This window comes from Solibacillus sp. FSL W7-1436 (assembly GCF_038007305.1).
Taxonomy (GTDB): domain Bacteria; phylum Bacillota; class Bacilli; order Bacillales_A; family Planococcaceae; genus Solibacillus.
The window spans coordinates 3,286,686-3,304,361 of the sequence record NZ_JBBOWV010000001.1 but is presented as its reverse complement, the minus strand read 5'-3'; the positions used below and the strand labels follow the sequence as shown (position 1 = coordinate 3,304,361).

The window sequence follows — 17,676 nt, the reverse complement described above, 5'->3', positions numbered from 1 at the left end:
TACTGCTATATGTCATGTGTAAATAGTGATAAACTGGGTCATTCTTCAATGACAAATGTCATATTGGTAAACAATTATGATTTCTTTATAATAGTAAGGAAGATAGAAAAAGGATGTGTTTTCTTTGAGTCAAATTCATATCGTAACAGATTCAACTTGCGATTTAACAGACGCGGAAATTCAGGAACATGGAATTCATGTAGTACCACTAACAGTTCAAATTGATGATAAAACGTATACAGACCGTGTAAATTTACAGCCTGATACATTTATTGAATTATTAAAAACAGCAAAAGAACTTCCGAAAAGTTCTCAGCCGTCACCGGGTGTATTTAAAGAATTATATGATGAGCTTGGAAAAGACGGTTCAAAAATTATATCAATTCATATGACAGGAAATATGAGCGGTACATATCAGTCAGCCAATCAAGCTTCCCAAATGACTGATTCTGACGTAACTGTCATTGATTCGCGTTATATTGCTTTTGGTTTGGCATTCCAGCTTCGTGAAGCAATCCGTCTACGTGATGCAGGTGCGACTGTGGAGGAAATTGTTGCTGGTGTGAATCATATACGTGAAAACACACGCCTTTTTGTTGTATTGGACACATTGGAAAACATGGTAAAAGGCGGCCGGATCGGAAAAGGGAAGGCAGTTGTCAGTTCTTTGTTGAATATTAAGCCAATTGGACACCTGGATATCGGGGAAGTGACGATTTGTGCAAAACCGCGCAGCAATAAGCAAGTGGTGAAATATTTAATGAGTGAATTTGAAAAAGATACTCAAGGTAAAAAAGTGGCGGGTGTTGCCATTTCCCATGCAAATGCAATGGATACATTAGTGAATCCGTTGATTGAACAGGTAAAAGCATCGGGTTATACAGGACAAGTCGAAGTTGCCTTTACTTCACCGGTTATTAGTACACATACAGGTGAAGGTGCAATCGGCTTCATATATTATACAGAATAGTTCAAAGGTAATTCTAAAGGATATTCACTTTAGAATTACTTTTTTTATAAACTGAAAAAAATATTTTCTGATATATCACTATTTTTATAGGCAAATCATTCCTAAAGGCGGGAAAAATATTTTATAATGAAATAACAAAATAAAAAGGGGGAAGTTGCATGTGGCGGTTAGTACTCACATCATTAGCTGTCATTTTCTTGTCCGCATGCTCCGTTACAATTGACCCACAAATAGAAGAAGCACAACAATCCGACAATTCATCCAATGAGAAAAATGAATTGTCTATATCAGAAGAAGAAGCCGAAAACGAAGAAACAATCAATACGAGCTTTTTTGATATTATAAATGATGTATTTCAACTAGACTGGTCTGATCGTAAGGAAGAAGATGCACAATCGGTTTTTTATTTAGCATTAGGTGATTCACTTACACGTGGTGTTGGAGACGAAACCCAGGATTATGGCTATACAATTCGTCTGCAGCAGGAGCTTGAGAAATGGCCGATGGTAGAGGAAGTGGAACTCGATAATCGAGGTAAAAATGGTAGACGCAGTGACCAGCTGTTAAGTTTACTGGAACGTGGCCACTATGAAGAAGAGCTGCAAAAAGCAAATCTGATCACGATTACACTCGGTGGTAATGATGTAATGAAAATTGTAAAAAAGAATCTGTTTTCAATGAAAAAGACTATGTTTGATAAGGAATTGCCCCGATTTACTGCACGCTATGAGCAAGTCATTGCAGAAATACGTAAAGTAAATCCTGATGCACCAATAATTTTAGTTGGGTTTTATAATCCCTTTTCAATCGTAGTCGATGAGATAACACCTTTTGATCCGATTATATCGGAGTGGAATGATGAAATCGAAAAGCTTGCTGCCACAGATGAAAATGCGTGTTTCGTATCTGTAGAGGATTTATTTGTCTCAAATGAGGATATGGTATATCATGTAGACTTCTTTCATCCGAATAGCACAGGATATGATCGTATGACAAAACGCATCATTGAAACAATGCAACAATGTGATATTGAGCAGATGTCAGACGGTTTATTAGGATTTGAGGAGTGAGAAGATGAATAAATGGAAAGTCGCATTTTTATTACTGGCTGGAGCAGTACTCATAACATTTGCCACATTGCTCTATTTAATAACTGCTGACGTTAAACAGGCAACAGAACAGCCGCCACTCCCAGTCGAGGGCAATATACTGACCGTGGAAACGACAGCTAAAGAATTCGAAGCAATCGCAAAACAATATTTATCGGAAGCTATGAACCAGTCACCGGTACCGGTAGAGCTGACAGTGGATGATAAAATTTATTTATACAGTACATTAACTGTTTTTAATATCGATTTGCCGATTCAAATGGATTTCATTCCTGTTGTAAATAACGGCAATATTACACTGAGTCAAGAAGCTGTTCATGTCGGCAAGGTTAATATTCCTCCGAAAACAGTGTTAAAAATGATTGATGATGCGGTTAATTTCCCAAACTGGATTACGGTGAAACCAAATGATGAAGAGATCTATGTGGATCTTTCTCGCATAAATATCGCAAGTGGTTCCAGAGTGCGTGCGAAGGAAATTGATTTGCCGAATGATAAAATAGAGCTGGAAGTAGTTATTCCAAACCAGACGAAGTAAAATAGGAGGTAATTTTAATGGCACATGAAAAAGCGACATTTGCAGGGGGCTGCTTCTGGTGTATGGTAAAGCCGTTTGATCAACAGCCCGGTATTATAGAAGTTGTTTCCGGTTATACGGGCGGGCATGTTGAAAACCCGACATACGAACAGGTGTGCAGTGAAACAACGGGCCATCTTGAGGCAGTTCAAATTACGTTCGATCCTGAAATTTATCCGTATGAAAAACTGGTTGAACTTTATTGGACACTGATCGATCCGACAGATGCAGGCGGTCAATTTTATGACCGCGGCGAATCATACACTACGGCGATTTTTTACCATGATGATGTCCAAAAGCAGATTGCCGAGTTATCCAAGTCCAAGCTGGAGGCAAGCGGAAAATTCAAATCACCGATTGCCGTTAAAATTCTTGAAGCGAAGCCTTTCTATGCGGCGGAAGACTATCATCAGCACTATTATAGGAAGAACCCGGCACATTACGAACGCTATTCGATAGGTTCAGGGCGTGCAGGATTTATTGAAAAACACTGGGGGGCGAAATAAATGAATAAAGAGCAGCGATTAAAAGAGTTAACAGAAATGCAGTATCATGTTACACAAAACCAAGGAACGGAACCTCCATTCCGCAATGAATACAATGACGTTTTCGAAGATGGGATATATGTGGATATCGTTTCAGGAAAGCCTCTTTTCAGTTCAAAAGACAAATATGATGCGGGCTGTGGCTGGCCATCATTTTCAAAGCCGATTGAGCAAGTAGAGGTAACCGAGCATTTTGATACGTCGCACGGTATGCGTCGTGTGGAAGTCCGCAGTAAAACAGCCGATTCCCATTTAGGGCACGTATTTCCGGATGGTCCGCAAGAATTAGGCGGGTTGCGTTATTGCATCAATTCAGCAGCATTGCGCTTCATTCCGGTGGAGGATCTCGAAAAAGAAGGTTACGCTGAATACAAATCATTGTTTGAATAGGAAAACTCGCTTATGGAATATCCCATGAGCGAGTTTTTTTATACTAGATTTTAAATTCATTGACAACACTTCGCAGATGATCTGCTTGTGAAGCCAGTTCAACAGCCGATGCATTGATTTCTTCCATGGAAGCGGAGCCTTGAGATGCGGCAGCTGCACTGCGTTCCGTATTGACAGCCGTATTGTCTGCAATCGCTGCAACATGTACGAATGAAGTTGTTACACTGTGACTGTTATTTAAAGTTTGTTCAATTTGAGCAACCATCTGTGTTAAGATATCGGATGTTTTTTCTGTTTGCAGTAAAATATTCTGTAATGAAGCGGTCGTTTCATTCGTCACTTCCACACCACGGATTACTTTTTCTACCCCTGTGTGATTATGCTCGATAATGGACTTGACCTCTGTTTGAATTGATCCAACGATTGCCGAAACTTCTTTCGCTGCCTTTTGGGATTGTTCGGCAAGTTTACGAACTTCAGCCGCTACAACTGCAAAACCTCGTCCATGTTCTCCGGCACGGGCAGCTTCGATTGCCGCATTTAAAGCGAGCAGGTTTGTTTGTTCGGCAATTGCTGTAATGGTACTAATAATCGAAGTAATGTTTTTGGATTTTTCCCCTAATTTTTCAACCGTATGAGAAGTGGTTGCCATTGTTTCCTCGATTTCAAGCATGACAATTGATGAATGGTTGACCGATCTGCTTCCCTGGTGTGCAGCGTCCTTCATTTCAGCTGCAGCATGCTGAACTTCTCGTGCTCTTTCATCTAATACATGCATCGATTGTTCCAATTTCTGCATTTCATTACCGGCACTTCCGATGCTGTTTAGAATTTCACTGCTGTCGCTCGCGATATTCTTAGTAGATCCGGCAATAAAATCAATTGTTCGGGCATTTTCATCTGCTAGGGCCATCAATTCCTGTGAACTGCCGGAAACATTATCGGCTAGGTTAGAAACGCGTTTCACCAATGCAGAGATCGAATCGATTAAAATATTTGTGGAATTTCCTATAATAGAAAATTCGTCCTTTGTTTTGACATTTACGCGGCGTGTTAAGTCACCGCCAGCCTGGGCGATATCCAAAATCGATTCGTTGATTTTTCTCGTATTTCTGCGAATAGATTTCGATAAGATATAACCTAATGTAATTGTTAAAATAACAGCAACTCCAGTTAAGGCAGAAATCATTATTTTAGAGGCAAATGCAAACTGTTCCAACTCTGTAATGGTTTTTTCATTGCGCTGTTCCAGTATTTGAATCAGTTTACCTGTGTTTTCATCGATATAGCCTTTGAAATTCTGGCTGCCGCTACTTATAAAAAGTTTAGCGGCATTTTCATAGCCGTACTTTTGACGGATTTCAATTGTCGATTTAGAATAGGATAAATAATTTGCGTAAAACTGTTGGATTAAGCCGACGATTTTGAGCTCTTCGTCCTGATTTTTAAATGATGATTCTACAGAGGTTAAATTGGTATGTATTCGTTCCTTTGTCTCTTCATATAATTGAAGAAATTTTTCATCACCTGTAATTAAATAAGTCTGTTCATGGCTTGAAAGCTTCGCAATATCGGAAGCTAAACTATTAATATGCATTTGCTGTTTTAAATTTTCTTCTGCAAATTCCCGCAAGTTATTTTCCAAGTTTGTTATATTAATATACGACAAAATTTGCATAGAAATAATAATTGCCATTAAAATAGTAAAAGTAATTAAAATTTTCCCTCGTATTAGGTGAAAGAAGTGAAATAGGGCTTTCGGTTTAATAGGGTCGATTCTTTGTTTTTCTTTATTGGGCTTAGTTTTCATGTTATTTCGCAAACAAGTCACCACTTTCTGAAAAATCAATATTTAACTATTTTACTACATGGATGGGAAATTTACACTATACATTGCGAAAAATGTATAAAGGAGGGAAAATATTGAAGAAATCATTTTATCACTTTGCACTCACATTTAGAGGGGGAGAATGGTCGGATAAAAAAGTGCGATTTGCCGAAAGCATGTTTCTCGATCATGCATTTCCGAAAATGTCCGATAGCTTCGATGAACTTACGAATTATATTGAATTTCAATCCGATGAGTATTTGACGATAGGTGCCTTTGACCAATTATGGGACCTATATGAAAATAAATTTTCACTATAAGCAATGTTTTGCATGCAATACGCCAAATGGGGTATAGTGAAATAAGAGGCGCATTCATAAAAAAATCCGTTATTTTGTCCAAATATTGTTTTTTATGCAAATTTTTTTATGATGCAAGACGTCTAACGATTGAATGTTTATACGAAAACGTTTACAATTTAAAAGAATTATGATGAAAAGAGGTTTTTTGATGAGCGTTCATATTAATGCCAAAAAAGGCGACATTGCAGAAATTGTACTATTACCAGGAGATCCATTACGCGCAAAATATATTGCCGAAACATTTTTAGAAGATGTTGTACAATATAACGAAGTACGTAATATTCTTGGCTACACAGGTACGTATAAAGGAAAACGCGTTTCTGTTCAAGGGACAGGCATGGGTGTACCATCGATTTCAATTTATGCGACTGAATTAATGCAAGAATACGGTGTACAGAAACTGATCCGTGTAGGTACTTGCGGTGCGATTCAAAAAGACGTGAAAGTACGTGACGTTATTATTGCACAAACATCATCTACAGATTCAAACATGAATCGTGTTGTTTTCGGCGGTACAATCGACTATGCACCAACTGCTGACTTCGATCTATTACTGAAAGCTTACAATGCTGCTAAAGAAGCAAACTTAAACGTACGTGTAGGTAATATCTTCACTGCAGATATGTTCTATTCAGACGAAGCACAAAACGAAAAATTAGCGCAATATGGCGTATTAGCTGTAGAAATGGAAACATCAGCACTATACACATTAGCAGCAAAATTCGGTCGTCAAGCTTTAACAGTACTAACAGTATCTGACCATATCTTAACAGGTGAAGTAACTTCATCTGAAGAGCGTCAAACTACGTTCAATGACATGATGGTTATTGCGTTAGAAGCGGCTATTCAAGACTAATTACAAAATCATAAGCACTTAACAGGCCAACTTGCGCTTATTAAGTGCTTTTTTATTTGCAGAAATCTTGTTTGTAATCCAACAAGTAAACTGAAAATGTTTTTAATTAGTATAAAAAACGTCAACTTACGAATAGTAAAATGAAGGTATTGCTCGTAACCGGCTTGGATGATCATTTAGATAACGAGTAGCATTGACACATCATACAATTATGATGTGTTTTTATTTTTTTATAATAAGGCGTATAAAATTTCAAAAATTTTCTTAGCGGATGTTTGGCATATCGAATTTATGTTGTGGGCAAACTGAAATACCGGCAATTTTAAAGCACATAAGATGACGGAAAAAAAGTAAAAAGGAGTGAGGGGATGAGTCAGGAAGTCGCAAAGAAATTTATTGATCGAATATCAAGCACAGTGGATCCGTTAGCGAATATTGTCACGGTTAGTCTGTTTTGTGAAAATGCCATTAACCATCTGATACAGGAAAAGCTGCCGAAAGTACGAAGCTTTAAGGATCAGACAACTTATATCCCGATGGCAAGCTCCAATTACAGCACAAAGGTATATTCTGTTTATGCATTAGGCTTAATCGAACAGAAATTATTCGAAAACTTATGGTTACTGAATTATTGGCGTAACAAAGCCGCACATAATATTAGTGTGGATATTAAAGCTTTGCCGATGAACTTTCACATTTTTGATAACAACCTTAAAATCGAAAAAGACATGAATGAAAACGAAATTGTCATCGGGATTGCGCTTTGCACTTACAAAGAGCTGCATGTGTTCTTAAATGAACAATACGGTATTAAATTAAATTGGTGAACGGTAAAAAGTGTCTATGCCAGTAGACACTTTTTATTTTATCCGTCATTTCTAAAAAAATGCATGCTTTCCATACAAGTTTTCATTACATAATAATTTTCGTTTCATCTTATTTCCCTATAAAAGATATTAATACACTAAATTAGGGTATGGATAAGGGAAGTTTATGTAGGAAGGGTTGAAATTATTTGAAAAAACGATACTTATTCGCAATGTCTACATTATCAATTGCACTAGTTGCAGGCTGCGGAGATACAGCAGAACCGGTTGATGGTACGGAAAACGAAGCCAATTTAACTTTACAGCAAGTATATGAGAACGCCCTGCAGCGCCAGCAAAATTTGAAAAGTGTTCATGCCGAGACAAAAATGGATCAGGTGACGACTTTCATGATGGAAGGTCAGACGATGGAAATGACCAGCAATTCAAATTTGGCAATGGATATTCAGCAAAATCCGATGGCCATGTATTCAAAAGGAACAATCGAGATGGATATGGGCGAGGATAATATGGAATTGCCGATCGAAATGTATATGACAGAAGAAGACGGGTTTTACATGTATAATGGGGACTCGAATGAATGGCTGAAAATGCCGGATGAACAATATGAACAGCTTTTAGCGCAAACCGGCGCCCAGGCTGATGCATCAGAGCAACTCGAACAGCTTGAACAGTTTATCGAAGATTTCAGTTTCGAACAGGATGAAGAAAATTATTTATTGACGCTGAATATTGAAGGGGATCAGTTCAAGCAGTTTATACTGTCGCAAATGGGTGCCAGCTTAGGTGAATCAGTGGAGATGAATGGCGAAATTCTGGAGAATATGTCCTTTGAAGATTCCCAATATAATATTGTTGTAGCAAAAGATACGTTTGATATAAAAGAAATGGATATGGATCTGAAAATCATTACAAATGTTGAAGGTCAGGAAACAACGATTGAAAATGAAGCAAACATTGTCTATTCGAAATTTGATGAAGTAAAAGAGATCAATATACCGAATGAAGTGTTAAAAGAAGCTAAAACCGAATAACAAATCAAGCAGCGATCTCCCTTTATGGCGAAATTCGCTGCTTTTTCCTATTTAATATGAAACGAAATAAAAAAAATGATGTCTATCCTTTTCTAGTCGCTTGTAAACTGATATTATTGGTATAGTGTGACATCAGACAGCGTATAAATGAGAGTGGTGAAATTGAAATGGATGAACAAAAAAGAGATGAGGATCAAAACGGCTTAAACGAAGAGCAATTGACAAAGCCGGCAGGAAAGTATTTACGCATGAAACCATTTGCATTTATAATGGTCATTTTCCTGACAATTTTATGTACAGCCGGTTTAACGATTTTTGCGTTAACATTCGGCGAAAAGAAAGTAGTGGAAGTAAAAGAGCCGGTTGAACGGGCGGAATTTAAAAAACTTTACGATGCGTATGATGCACTTCAGCAAAAATATTATGAAGACATAAATGAAGAAGAAGTGGTATATGGTGCAATCAACGGAATGTTTGATGCATTGGGTGACCCTTATTCTGATTATATGAACAAAGATGAGGCAAGTTCATTTAATGAAAGTCTTTCTTCAAGTTTCCAAGGAATTGGAGCAGAGATCCAGGAACGAAATGGATATATTATGATTGTTTCCCCAATTAAAAATACACCTGCAGAAAAAGCCGGGTTACAACCGAAAGATATGGTACTGGCGGTTGACGGAAAAAGCGTCAAAGGCATGAGTTCTACAGAAGCTGTGTTATTGATTCGCGGTGAAAAAGGATCTGAAGTCACTTTGACGATTCAACGCGGAGATGCTGAAAGCTTTGATATGACAATCGTGCGTGATGATATTCCTGTTGAAACCGTATATGGTGATATTGATGAAGAAGGAATTGCACACTTCCAAATTACTTCTTTCAGCGAAAATACAGCAGTGGAGCTGGAAAAGCTGTTAATCGAATATGAAAAACAGGGGATGAAAGGGATTGTTTTAGATGTACGTCAAAATCCTGGCGGCTATTTAAAAGCGGCAATCGATATTTCAAACTTGTTTGTTGAAGAAGGAAAAACAATCGTTCAAATTCAGGAACGCGATGAAGCGCCACAAATTGTAGCTGCGGACAATCGTTCCAAATATAATCTTCCGATAACAGTATTGATCGATGAAGGAAGTGCCTCTGCTTCTGAAATTCTGGCAGGTGCGTTAAAAGAGTCTGCAGGTGCCCAAATCGTTGGATTGAATTCCTTTGGTAAAGGGACGATGCAGGAAATCATCTATTTGGAAGACGGAGCAAACTTGAAGTTTACAACAGGCAAATGGTTGACTCCGGACGGCAACTGGGTGAATGAAAAAGGAATTGCGCCGGATGTGAAGGTTGACTATCCGGATTATGCTTCATTACCGTATATCGATCCAAGCCAGCAATATGAACAGGATGCCAATCATGCGTCAATCAAAACAGCTGAGCGTATTCTGGAAGTATTGGGATATGAGCCGGGTGAAGTTGATACACACTTCGATGATGAAACTGAAGCCGCAATAAAAGCATATCAGCAAGATAATGAATTAGAAGTGACAGGTATTTTAACAGGCGATACAACATATGCCTTAATGGATGCAATTAGCGAAAAGCTGAAAAATGATGATCCTCAAATTTTAAAGGCAAAAGAATTACTGGATATAAAGCCTGAAGAAAAAACAAACGAATAAAAAAATGCGGGCTGGCAAAAAGTGCACAAACACTTTATTGCCAGCCCATTATTATAGGAAGTGGAACTATGAAAGATGTATATTTATTTAGCGGATTTTTAGGGAGCGGTAAAACGTCCATGTTAACCGATGTTATTCGACAATTGAAAGAAGCCGATTTAAAGCCTGCAGTGATTATGAACGAATTGGGCAAGCTACCGTTCGATTCACAGGGGGTGGAACAGGATGTACCGCTGAAGGAAATGCTGGAAGGCTGTATTTGCTGTAGCGGGGCTGAAAAAACGGAAGCGCAAATCCAATCACTTTTACACGATCAGGAATTTGATGTACTTATAATAGAAACAACAGGGGCTGCACACCCTGTAGAAGCACTGGATGCGGTCTATTCGCCTTTATTTGCGGATAAGCTGAATATAAAGGGGATTGTGACAGTTGCGGACAGTCGGTTATGGTTGGACCGGTCAAGCCTTACTCCGCAGGTACGTTCTCTATTTATGGAACAGATCCGTCATGCCCATCTGTTACTGGCGAACAAAACGGACTTGCTTACGGAATCGGAACAGGCACAGGTTGTCTATGAGCTGCAAGGCTTTAATAAAAATGCCTTCATCCTTCAGACGACAAATGGCCGGGTTCCTTTAAAGTTATTGCAAAATATGCAGTCTACAGCACGTGTTTCCAAAGATGACATCGTTTCCGCCCGCATTGGTGAAAGCTTTAATTTAGGTTCACGGCTTGTACGATTTGATACAAGTTTTACGCAAGAACAGTTTGAAGACTGGGTTCGCTCATTACCGGATACGGTTTATCGCATGAAAGGCTATGTTCCGATTGAGGGAATCAAAAATCCGATGCTGTTCCAATATGCTTATGGGATGGTCCAATGGCTGCCGGAATATATAAAGATGGAACCGAACTTAGTCATTATTGGAGAAAATATCAACTCTCTTGAAATTATCTCACTATCATAATTCGCCATACGCTTTTCAATATTTGTTGCCCGTCTGACCTTCAAAGATTTAGGAATCGCTTATAAATCTGCCGGCAAAAACACCGTCGAAGATCAAAAAACACCTGACGAAGTCGTGCAAGCATTGATGAATACTGAAGATTACCGAGCAACAATTTATTGAGAAGCAGTTTGGACAGGCTATTCTTTTCACAATGGAAAAGGATAGCTTTTTTATTTCCCTTTATTGATTGAATTCTTAAAACAATAAAAATACTTTTATTGAATATTAATTATTTCGTATTGCCTTTAAAATTTCATATGCGAAAACACCCATTTTTAGAGAAATGCTTTATAATGTGTCAAAATGTGCTACAATATACGGTATACTTTTAAAAGCTCTTTTCAAAAAAGCGGAAAATTCACCGGATTAGAAGTGATAAAAATTAAAAAAATTTTTTTGAAATAATAAAATATAAATAAATTTAGATTGTTATTTTGAGTTTTTAAAAAAATCAATGAAATAAAAAGTCACATCAAATAAATAAGATATTTATCGAAGCATGTTGAAATGTCATCTTGCATAAAATAGATGCAATGACAATTGCTTTGTTAGGAGAAATTTATGAACGAAAAAACAATTATTTTAACAGGCGGGGGTACGGCCGGTCACGTATCACTAAATGAAGCGATTATCCCTTCACTGCAGGAAGCGGGGTATAATGTCCATTATATAGGTTCTCATGATGGGATTGAAAAGGAGCTCATTACAAATGCCTTTCCTTCATTGCCATATCACAGTATCTCGAGCGGGAAGCTGCGTCGTTACTTTTCAGTACAGAATTTTACAGATCCGTTTAAAGTGATGGCAGGGATTACACAAGCCTTTTCGATTATCAAAAAAATTAAGCCGACTGTCATCTTTTCTAAAGGCGGATTTGTATCTGTGCCTGTCGTTATTGCGGCAAAGTTGGCAAATATTCCGGTTGTTGTCCATGAATCGGATGTGACGCCTGGTTTAGCGAATAAAATTTCATTGCCGTTTGCGTCCCATATTTTTACGGTTTTCAAAGAAACGATGAAACATTTACCGAATGACAAATCGACTTGCACAGGCTCGATTATCCGTCAGCAACTATTTGAAGGGAATCGTGAGCGGGGCTTGGCGTTATGCGGCTTCACAACCGAAAAAAAAGTTCTGCTTGTCATGGGCGGGAGCTTAGGATCGGTCATTATTAATGACGCGCTTCGTGAAAATTTGCCTGCGCTACTTGAAAAATATCAGATTATCCATTTATGCGGTAAAGGGAATGCCGACAAAAAACTTGAAAATCTGCAAGGCTACTGTCAGTTTGAATATGTGACGACAGAATTGCCTGATTTACTGTATGCGACGGATTTTGTTGTATCGCGTGCCGGCTCAAACTCGATTTTCGAATTTTTAGCATTGCATAAGCCGATGCTGCTCATTCCTCTTTCAGCTGCAAAAAGCCGCGGCGACCAGATTTTAAATGCCAACTTATTTAAAAAACAAGGCTTTGCACAAGTATTGGATGAGGAAAAATTGACAAAAGCATCCTTCATGCAAGCGATTCAGAAGCTTGAAGAGAAAGCGGATGAAATGATCGATCACATGCTTGAAGTCGAACATCCGAAAACCCCGAAAGAAATGGTTGCCTTAATTACTCAATATGAAAAATAATCAATAAAAAAGGGGTTACCTAAAAGTTCATACTTTTAAGGTAGCCCCTTGTTTTGTTTAAGGAATATTTATCATACTGATTTCATATAAGCGTAAAGAAGGGAATCGAGACTTGAAACTTTTTCTTTACATTGCCTGTTCTTCTGTTTCCTCGTGCGTGTTTGCAGTTGTTAAATAGAACAGATCTTTTGGAATTTTGAAAAGACGGAATTTATTTACGCCTTGATTAATTTCTGCGAAAAGTGACGGATTCGATTCTTCAGCATCCACTACATAAGGTAATTTTAATGCGGCTGCCTGTGAACGTGCATTTTCTTCCCGAATGCGTAAGAAAACTGTATGGAAATCATAGTCGAAAAACAGTTCATTTAAAAACGCTAATTTCGCTTTCTGATTATAACCGATGCCTTGATATGGCTTGCCGATCCATGTTCCTAAAAAGCCGGCACCATCTTGGATATCGAAAATACTGATTGTTCCGATCGGGACACCCCAATCATCTACAATTGTACGTGAGATCGTTAATCCGATTTGTTCTTCTTCTATTAATTGTTTGGTCATAAATAAATACTCTTCAGCTGATGTCGCTTTCTGACGTACGAATGGAAACACAGACGGATGACGTAATAATTCGTATAATTCTGCTGTTTCATGAAGTTCTCTTTGTTTTAACATGTGAAACGCCTCCTTTTAAGAAGAAAATGGTAGAGCCTGTTGTTAAAGAAATGGTGCAAATAATCTTCTGATGCTAAAAGGTTCTTTATCATAAGGCAGTAGTCATTTCGAGCTTGATCTTACCTAAAAGAATTTGACGTTAAACTATTATGCATAATTCGTATGTCTCGCTCTATCCTAGACAATTAATAACAATATCGAAATAAGAAATATATCTACAGTTTATTATAATATCTTCTCTTGTCGCAACTTTCAAGCTCGAAAAAAACATTTTTTTCTGTTAAAAGTCGATATATTCAGAAAAATGCGTAAATAAAAACTATTAATGACAAGATGAATTTTTTAAAAGTATAATATAATAAAATAAGAGAGAACGCGGAGGCACAAAATATGAATATCCAACTAACAAAAGTTCATGGTTCTGGCAATACATTTTATTTATACGAAGCATTATATGATGAACAATTTCATTTTGTGAATATCACAAAACAATTATGCGATCCATCCAATGATGGTGGAGCAGATGGCTTATTATTGGTGCTTCCATCCTCCGTTGCAGATGCAAAAATGCGCGTTATCAATGCAGACGGTTCGGAAGCTTCAATGTGCGGGAATGGATTGCGCTGTGTCGCGCGGTATGTGTGCGAAAAATTAAATGTAAATGAAGCGGTTATCGAAACAATGCATGCCTGTTTGAAAGTAAAACGTGAGGAATCTATTTTTGAACAGCTTCCTACATATTCGGTAGAAATCTCGCCCATCTCATTTGAATTATCATCATTGCCAATGCAGATTGATAATAAACAACAATTGCGCCATGAAATAATTCCTGCTTTTTCAGAAGAAATTCCTTTTACTGCGATTTCTGTACCGAACCCGCATTTAATCGGAGTTGTGGATCTAGAATATATCGAAAATACGACCCACCAGCAGCAGCTCGCTGCCTATTTGAACAGCGAAAATGAATATTGTCCCGATGGAGTGAATGTCAGCTATGTTCAGCCATTATCGCCAGATGAAATATTTGTCAGAACTTATGAGCGGGGCGTAGGTTTTACAAATGCCTGCGGTACTGCAATGACTGCCTCTGCACTGATTGCTTCTATTGAAGGATTCGTTACGAACAGTAAAGTAACCGTCTATAACCCGGGGGGGTTCGTTCAGTGTGAAGTTTCAAATAACGAAGGAAACTGGGAATTGGCGCTCATCGGAAATGCAACGGTATTAGGGGAATATGAATTCGAAATTCAGGACGAAAAAATACAGCTGCTACATTTTGAGCCGGCAGGAGAGCAAATCCAATATGAGAAATGCAAACTTTTTGTGAAAGATAAAATAGAAAGCTTTCTGTAAAGATCGGTAAAGTAGGGGGACGAGGATGATGAGTTCCATTTTTTCAATGGATCTATTGAATTTGTTATTCAAAAATAGTAATGATGCTGTGTTCTTTATGGAAAAAACAGATGAAAAGTATCGTTATATTTTCGTCAATGATGCTGCAGTAACTTTGATTAATACGAATCCATGCGGCAAAACGATTGATCAGGTAATCCCGTCCCAAGTGGCAAAAACGATTATTCACCATTATGACTTAACAATCGAACAAAATAAACAAGTGGAATTTGAAGATTTCACCTATGAAAAAATGAACGTTCGCAAACAAAGAACGACAACTATTCCTATAGTACAAGACGGGAAACAATATATTTTGGCAATGACAAAGGAAGTGTCGATGAGTCTTGATTTGGAAGATAAATATTTATTTATGCGTTCCTTATTTTCCAATTCGTTTTTATCAACAATTTTAGTGTCCAATGACCTGCAATTTCTTGAAGCAAACACAAAATTTTTGGAAGAGTTTAATATTCAAACAGAAGATGCTTCCCGGTTAAGTATATTGGACATGCCTTTTATAGATAGGAAAACGGCAAAAAAATTAAAAAGCTATATCAAACGTACGCAGCTCGGAGAAAATGTTCAATCAAAAATGCTGTTTTTTAACGATAAACATAATGAAAAGCGATGTTTTACCGCTTCTTTTTCCTCGCTCACGAGTAATGGTGAAAATATTGCCGTTTTTATTATATTGCAGGAAATTACGGAGTTTATAAAACAGGGACAGGCATTACGCACCGCATCACATGGTCTGGAAATGTTCAAAAATGCAATCAATTCATTCGCCGACGTTATTTTTACAGATGTTGACGGTACTATTATGGAAGTCAATGAGCGGGTGATTGAAAGTACAGGCTATACACGAGATGAATTAATCGGTAAGCCTTACCATTTTCTTCACTCAACACACCAATCCGATTCGGCTTCAACGAGTTACTGGCAAAAAGTCAGTAAAGAAGAAATTTGGCGTGATGAAGTGTGTCACCGTAAAAAGAATGGCGATATTTATTGGGTGGATTCCACTATGATCCCTTTGAAAAATGAACCGGGGAATGTTGAGCAGTTTTTAATGGTTCAATATAATATTTCGTCTGAAAAGCAATTAATGTCCGACCTTTATATAATTGAACGCAACTTCAGAGCAATTACTGAAAACACAAATGATTTTATTGTCGTAACAGACCGCTACGGCAAAATTAAATATGCTTCACCCTCCTATTCAAGAAAACTTGGCTACCTGGAAGAAGAGCTGATCGGTGTACCGTACGATGAATTGTTGAAGCCTGAAAGTGTTCAACTGTGGCACGAAGCATTGAACCCGGAAACGGTTGATCTAGTAGAAGAACAGAAAATTGAATTGCTTTTGTATAAAAAAGATAATAGTACGATATGGACGGAAGGGAATTATACGCTAACATTCGATCTGACAAACCATGAAATGACGGAAATTGTCATGGTTTCAAGAGAAATTACCGAGCGCAAGCAGCTGGAAGATCAATTAACATATTTAGCGTATCATGATAGCCTGACGCAGCTGGGGAATCGGCGGAAACTGTACAAGGACTTTCCGCTTCTAAAAGCCGAAGCGGATGAAACAGGCACTTGCCTGGCGATTTTATATCTTGACGGAGACAATTTTAAACAAGTAAATGATGTATACGGGCATGATGTCGGAGATGAGTTTTTAATTGAATTCGGTAAATCGCTCGTTCGAAGTGTACGAAACGAAGACCTTGTTATAAGATTGGGCGGAGACGAATTTTTAATTGTTTTAACAGGGCTGTCCCTTTATGAAACTGAACGCTCTGTTCAACTAGCTCAAATTATGGACAGAATCAAAGAAAATCTGCAAATCGGGTGGATGATTCGAGGATCGCATTTTTCACCTACTGCCTCGATGGGTCTATCCATTTATCCAGGGCACAGTGTAAATCTGGATGTGCTTATTGATTTGGCAGATCAGGCATTATATAAAGCGAAACAATCTTCCAATTAGCACTTCCTTCACATCCATATGTCACTTACAAGAATACGGAAATTTATTCCGTATTCTTTTTCTGATGTAAAATACAAATGGTACACTAAATATATATTGTTGATAGAGAGGGAAGCTGATGAACCAGAAGATTTTAATTATTGAAGATGAAGAAAATATTGCACGTTTCCTTGAACTGGAGCTTAAGCACGAGCAATTTGAAACCGTTGTTGCATATGATGGGAGGACTGGTCTGGAATTGGCGGAAAGTGAACAATTCGACTGTATTTTGCTCGATGTCATGCTGCCGCAATTAAACGGGATTGAAGTATGTCGCAGAATACGGAAAACAAGCGATGTACCGATTCTGTTAATAACTGCACGTGATGAAGTAATGGACCGTGTTTCAGGATTGGATGCGGGGGCAGATGACTATATCGTGAAGCCGTTTGCGATTGAAGAACTGCTAGCCCGGATCCGTTCGATATTAAGGAGAGTCCGGCATACCCAAAAACCGAAGCAGCTCATTTTAAGAGACTTGGAAATCGATGTACAGGCATATGAAGTAATGTTTGAAAATAAAAAGATCGAGCTTACAAGAAAAGAATTCGATTTATTGAAGCTGCTTGTGGAGAACCGGAATCATGTATGTACAAGGGAGCGTATTCTGGAAGTGGTTTGGGGATTTGATTCTGAGGTAGAAACTAATGTAGTCGATGTATATATTCGCCATTTACGTTCAAAACTGCAAACAGAAAATACTCCGTACATTGAAACAGTACGTGGTGTTGGATATGTGATGCGCGGGTGAG

General features: G+C 38.0%; 17 protein-coding genes. 15 read left to right on the top strand and 2 right to left on the bottom strand.

The features are described 5' to 3' along the window. The first annotated feature begins 124 nt into the window (after positions 1 to 124). From MKX73_RS16275 to msrB, 5 genes are all read left to right on the top strand, one after another. On the top strand, positions 125 to 970 hold the full coding sequence (locus MKX73_RS16275; protein ID WP_340718362.1) for a DegV family protein: 846 nt from the start codon (positions 125 to 127) through the stop codon (positions 968 to 970). A 158-nt stretch (positions 971 to 1,128) separates the two neighbouring features. Beyond that, a complete protein-coding gene (locus MKX73_RS16270; RefSeq protein ID WP_340718361.1) occupies positions 1,129 to 2,040 on the top strand; it encodes a GDSL-type esterase/lipase family protein in 912 nt (303 codons plus the stop codon). Positions 2,041 to 2,044: 4 nt separating this feature from the next. Further along, positions 2,045 to 2,617 carry a YpmS family protein gene (locus tag MKX73_RS16265; RefSeq protein WP_340718360.1) on the top strand — a complete coding sequence of 191 codons (573 nt, stop codon included), beginning with the start codon at positions 2,045 to 2,047 and terminating at the stop codon, positions 2,615 to 2,617. A 17-nt stretch (positions 2,618 to 2,634) separates the two neighbouring features. Then, positions 2,635 to 3,162, top strand: coding sequence for a peptide-methionine (S)-S-oxide reductase MsrA (msrA, locus tag MKX73_RS16260; protein ID WP_340718359.1), 528 nt, complete (start codon positions 2,635 to 2,637; stop codon positions 3,160 to 3,162). Continuing rightward, on the top strand, positions 3,163 to 3,591 hold the full coding sequence (gene msrB / locus MKX73_RS16255; RefSeq protein WP_340718358.1) for a peptide-methionine (R)-S-oxide reductase MsrB: 429 nt from the start codon (positions 3,163 to 3,165) through the stop codon (positions 3,589 to 3,591). A 43-nt stretch (positions 3,592 to 3,634) separates the two neighbouring features. On the opposite strand, the gene MKX73_RS16250 is transcribed toward msrB, so the two are convergent. After that, positions 3,635 to 5,422 carry a methyl-accepting chemotaxis protein gene (locus MKX73_RS16250; RefSeq protein WP_340718925.1) on the bottom strand — a complete coding sequence of 596 codons (1,788 nt, stop codon included), beginning with the start codon at positions 5,420 to 5,422 and terminating at the stop codon, positions 3,635 to 3,637. A gap of 92 nt (positions 5,423 to 5,514) precedes the next feature. Between MKX73_RS16250 and MKX73_RS16245 the strand changes: the two genes are divergently transcribed. The 7 genes from MKX73_RS16245 (at position 5,515) to MKX73_RS16215 (ending at position 12,819) form a co-directional block, all read left to right on the top strand. Then, entirely contained in the window at positions 5,515 to 5,739 is a 225-nt protein-coding gene (locus tag MKX73_RS16245) for a YozE family protein (RefSeq protein ID WP_340718357.1), read from the top strand. 190 nt (positions 5,740 to 5,929) lie between these two features. Next, the gene (gene deoD, locus MKX73_RS16240) at positions 5,930 to 6,637 is read left to right on the top strand and encodes a purine-nucleoside phosphorylase (protein ID WP_079526826.1); all 708 of its coding nucleotides are present in this window, start codon (positions 5,930 to 5,932) and stop codon (positions 6,635 to 6,637) included. Positions 6,638 to 7,005: 368 nt separating this feature from the next. Then, entirely contained in the window at positions 7,006 to 7,464 is a 459-nt protein-coding gene (locus MKX73_RS16235) for an RND transporter (RefSeq protein ID WP_079526824.1), read from the top strand. 188 nt (positions 7,465 to 7,652) lie between these two features. Further along, the gene (locus MKX73_RS16230) at positions 7,653 to 8,498 is read left to right on the top strand and encodes a DUF6612 family protein (protein WP_340718356.1); all 846 of its coding nucleotides are present in this window, start codon (positions 7,653 to 7,655) and stop codon (positions 8,496 to 8,498) included. Between the two features lie 167 nt (positions 8,499 to 8,665). Next, positions 8,666 to 10,168: a lmo1851 family serine protease gene (locus MKX73_RS16225; RefSeq protein WP_340718355.1), complete on the top strand. Its 1,503-nt coding sequence runs from the start codon at positions 8,666 to 8,668 to the stop codon at positions 10,166 to 10,168. Positions 10,169 to 10,236: 68 nt separating this feature from the next. Then, entirely contained in the window at positions 10,237 to 11,139 is a 903-nt protein-coding gene (locus MKX73_RS16220; RefSeq protein ID WP_340718354.1) for a CobW family GTP-binding protein, read from the top strand. A gap of 603 nt (positions 11,140 to 11,742) precedes the next feature. Continuing rightward, positions 11,743 to 12,819, top strand: coding sequence for an undecaprenyldiphospho-muramoylpentapeptide beta-N-acetylglucosaminyltransferase (locus MKX73_RS16215; RefSeq protein ID WP_340718353.1), 1,077 nt, complete (start codon positions 11,743 to 11,745; stop codon positions 12,817 to 12,819). 126 nt (positions 12,820 to 12,945) lie between these two features. Here MKX73_RS16215 and MKX73_RS16210 read toward each other — a convergent pair whose 3' ends face one another. Next, the gene (locus MKX73_RS16210; RefSeq protein ID WP_340718352.1) at positions 12,946 to 13,494 is read right to left on the bottom strand and encodes a GNAT family N-acetyltransferase; all 549 of its coding nucleotides are present in this window, start codon (positions 13,492 to 13,494) and stop codon (positions 12,946 to 12,948) included. A gap of 390 nt (positions 13,495 to 13,884) precedes the next feature. Between MKX73_RS16210 and dapF the strand changes: the two genes are divergently transcribed. The 3 genes from dapF (at position 13,885) to MKX73_RS16195 (ending at position 17,675) form a co-directional block, all read left to right on the top strand. Continuing rightward, on the top strand, positions 13,885 to 14,847 hold the full coding sequence (gene dapF, locus MKX73_RS16205) for a diaminopimelate epimerase (RefSeq protein ID WP_340718351.1): 963 nt from the start codon (positions 13,885 to 13,887) through the stop codon (positions 14,845 to 14,847). Between the two features lie 25 nt (positions 14,848 to 14,872). After that, positions 14,873 to 16,885 (top strand): diguanylate cyclase domain-containing protein, encoded by a 2,013-nt coding sequence (locus MKX73_RS16200; RefSeq protein WP_340718350.1) that lies wholly within the window; start codon positions 14,873 to 14,875, stop codon positions 16,883 to 16,885. A gap of 118 nt (positions 16,886 to 17,003) precedes the next feature. After that, complete coding sequence (locus MKX73_RS16195) at positions 17,004 to 17,675, top strand: response regulator transcription factor (protein WP_340718349.1); 672 nt, start codon at positions 17,004 to 17,006, stop codon at positions 17,673 to 17,675. The last annotated feature ends 1 nt before the right edge of the window (position 17,676 follow it).

Bases quoted from the DNA above. Each gene is read 5' to 3' on its own strand.
- MKX73_RS16270 (WP_340718361.1), top strand. From the start codon at position 1,129: ATGTGGCGGTTAGTACTCACATCATTAGCTGTCATTTTCTTGTCCGCA.
- MKX73_RS16265 (WP_340718360.1), top strand. From the start codon at position 2,045: ATGAATAAATGGAAAGTCGCATTTTTATTACTGGCTGGAGCAGTACTC.
- msrA (WP_340718359.1), top strand. From the start codon at position 2,635: ATGGCACATGAAAAAGCGACATTTGCAGGGGGCTGCTTCTGGTGTATG.
- msrB (WP_340718358.1), top strand. From the start codon at position 3,163: ATGAATAAAGAGCAGCGATTAAAAGAGTTAACAGAAATGCAGTATCAT.
- deoD (WP_079526826.1), top strand. From the start codon at position 5,930: ATGAGCGTTCATATTAATGCCAAAAAAGGCGACATTGCAGAAATTGTA.
- MKX73_RS16235 (WP_079526824.1), top strand. From the start codon at position 7,006: ATGAGTCAGGAAGTCGCAAAGAAATTTATTGATCGAATATCAAGCACA.
- MKX73_RS16225 (WP_340718355.1), top strand. From the start codon at position 8,666: ATGGATGAACAAAAAAGAGATGAGGATCAAAACGGCTTAAACGAAGAG.
- MKX73_RS16220 (WP_340718354.1), top strand. From the start codon at position 10,237: ATGAAAGATGTATATTTATTTAGCGGATTTTTAGGGAGCGGTAAAACG.
- MKX73_RS16215 (WP_340718353.1), top strand. From the start codon at position 11,743: ATGAACGAAAAAACAATTATTTTAACAGGCGGGGGTACGGCCGGTCAC.
- MKX73_RS16210 (WP_340718352.1), bottom strand. From the start codon at position 13,494: ATGTTAAAACAAAGAGAACTTCATGAAACAGCAGAATTATACGAATTA.
- dapF (WP_340718351.1), top strand. From the start codon at position 13,885: ATGAATATCCAACTAACAAAAGTTCATGGTTCTGGCAATACATTTTAT.
- MKX73_RS16200 (WP_340718350.1), top strand. From the start codon at position 14,873: ATGATGAGTTCCATTTTTTCAATGGATCTATTGAATTTGTTATTCAAA.
- MKX73_RS16195 (WP_340718349.1), top strand. From the start codon at position 17,004: ATGAACCAGAAGATTTTAATTATTGAAGATGAAGAAAATATTGCACGT.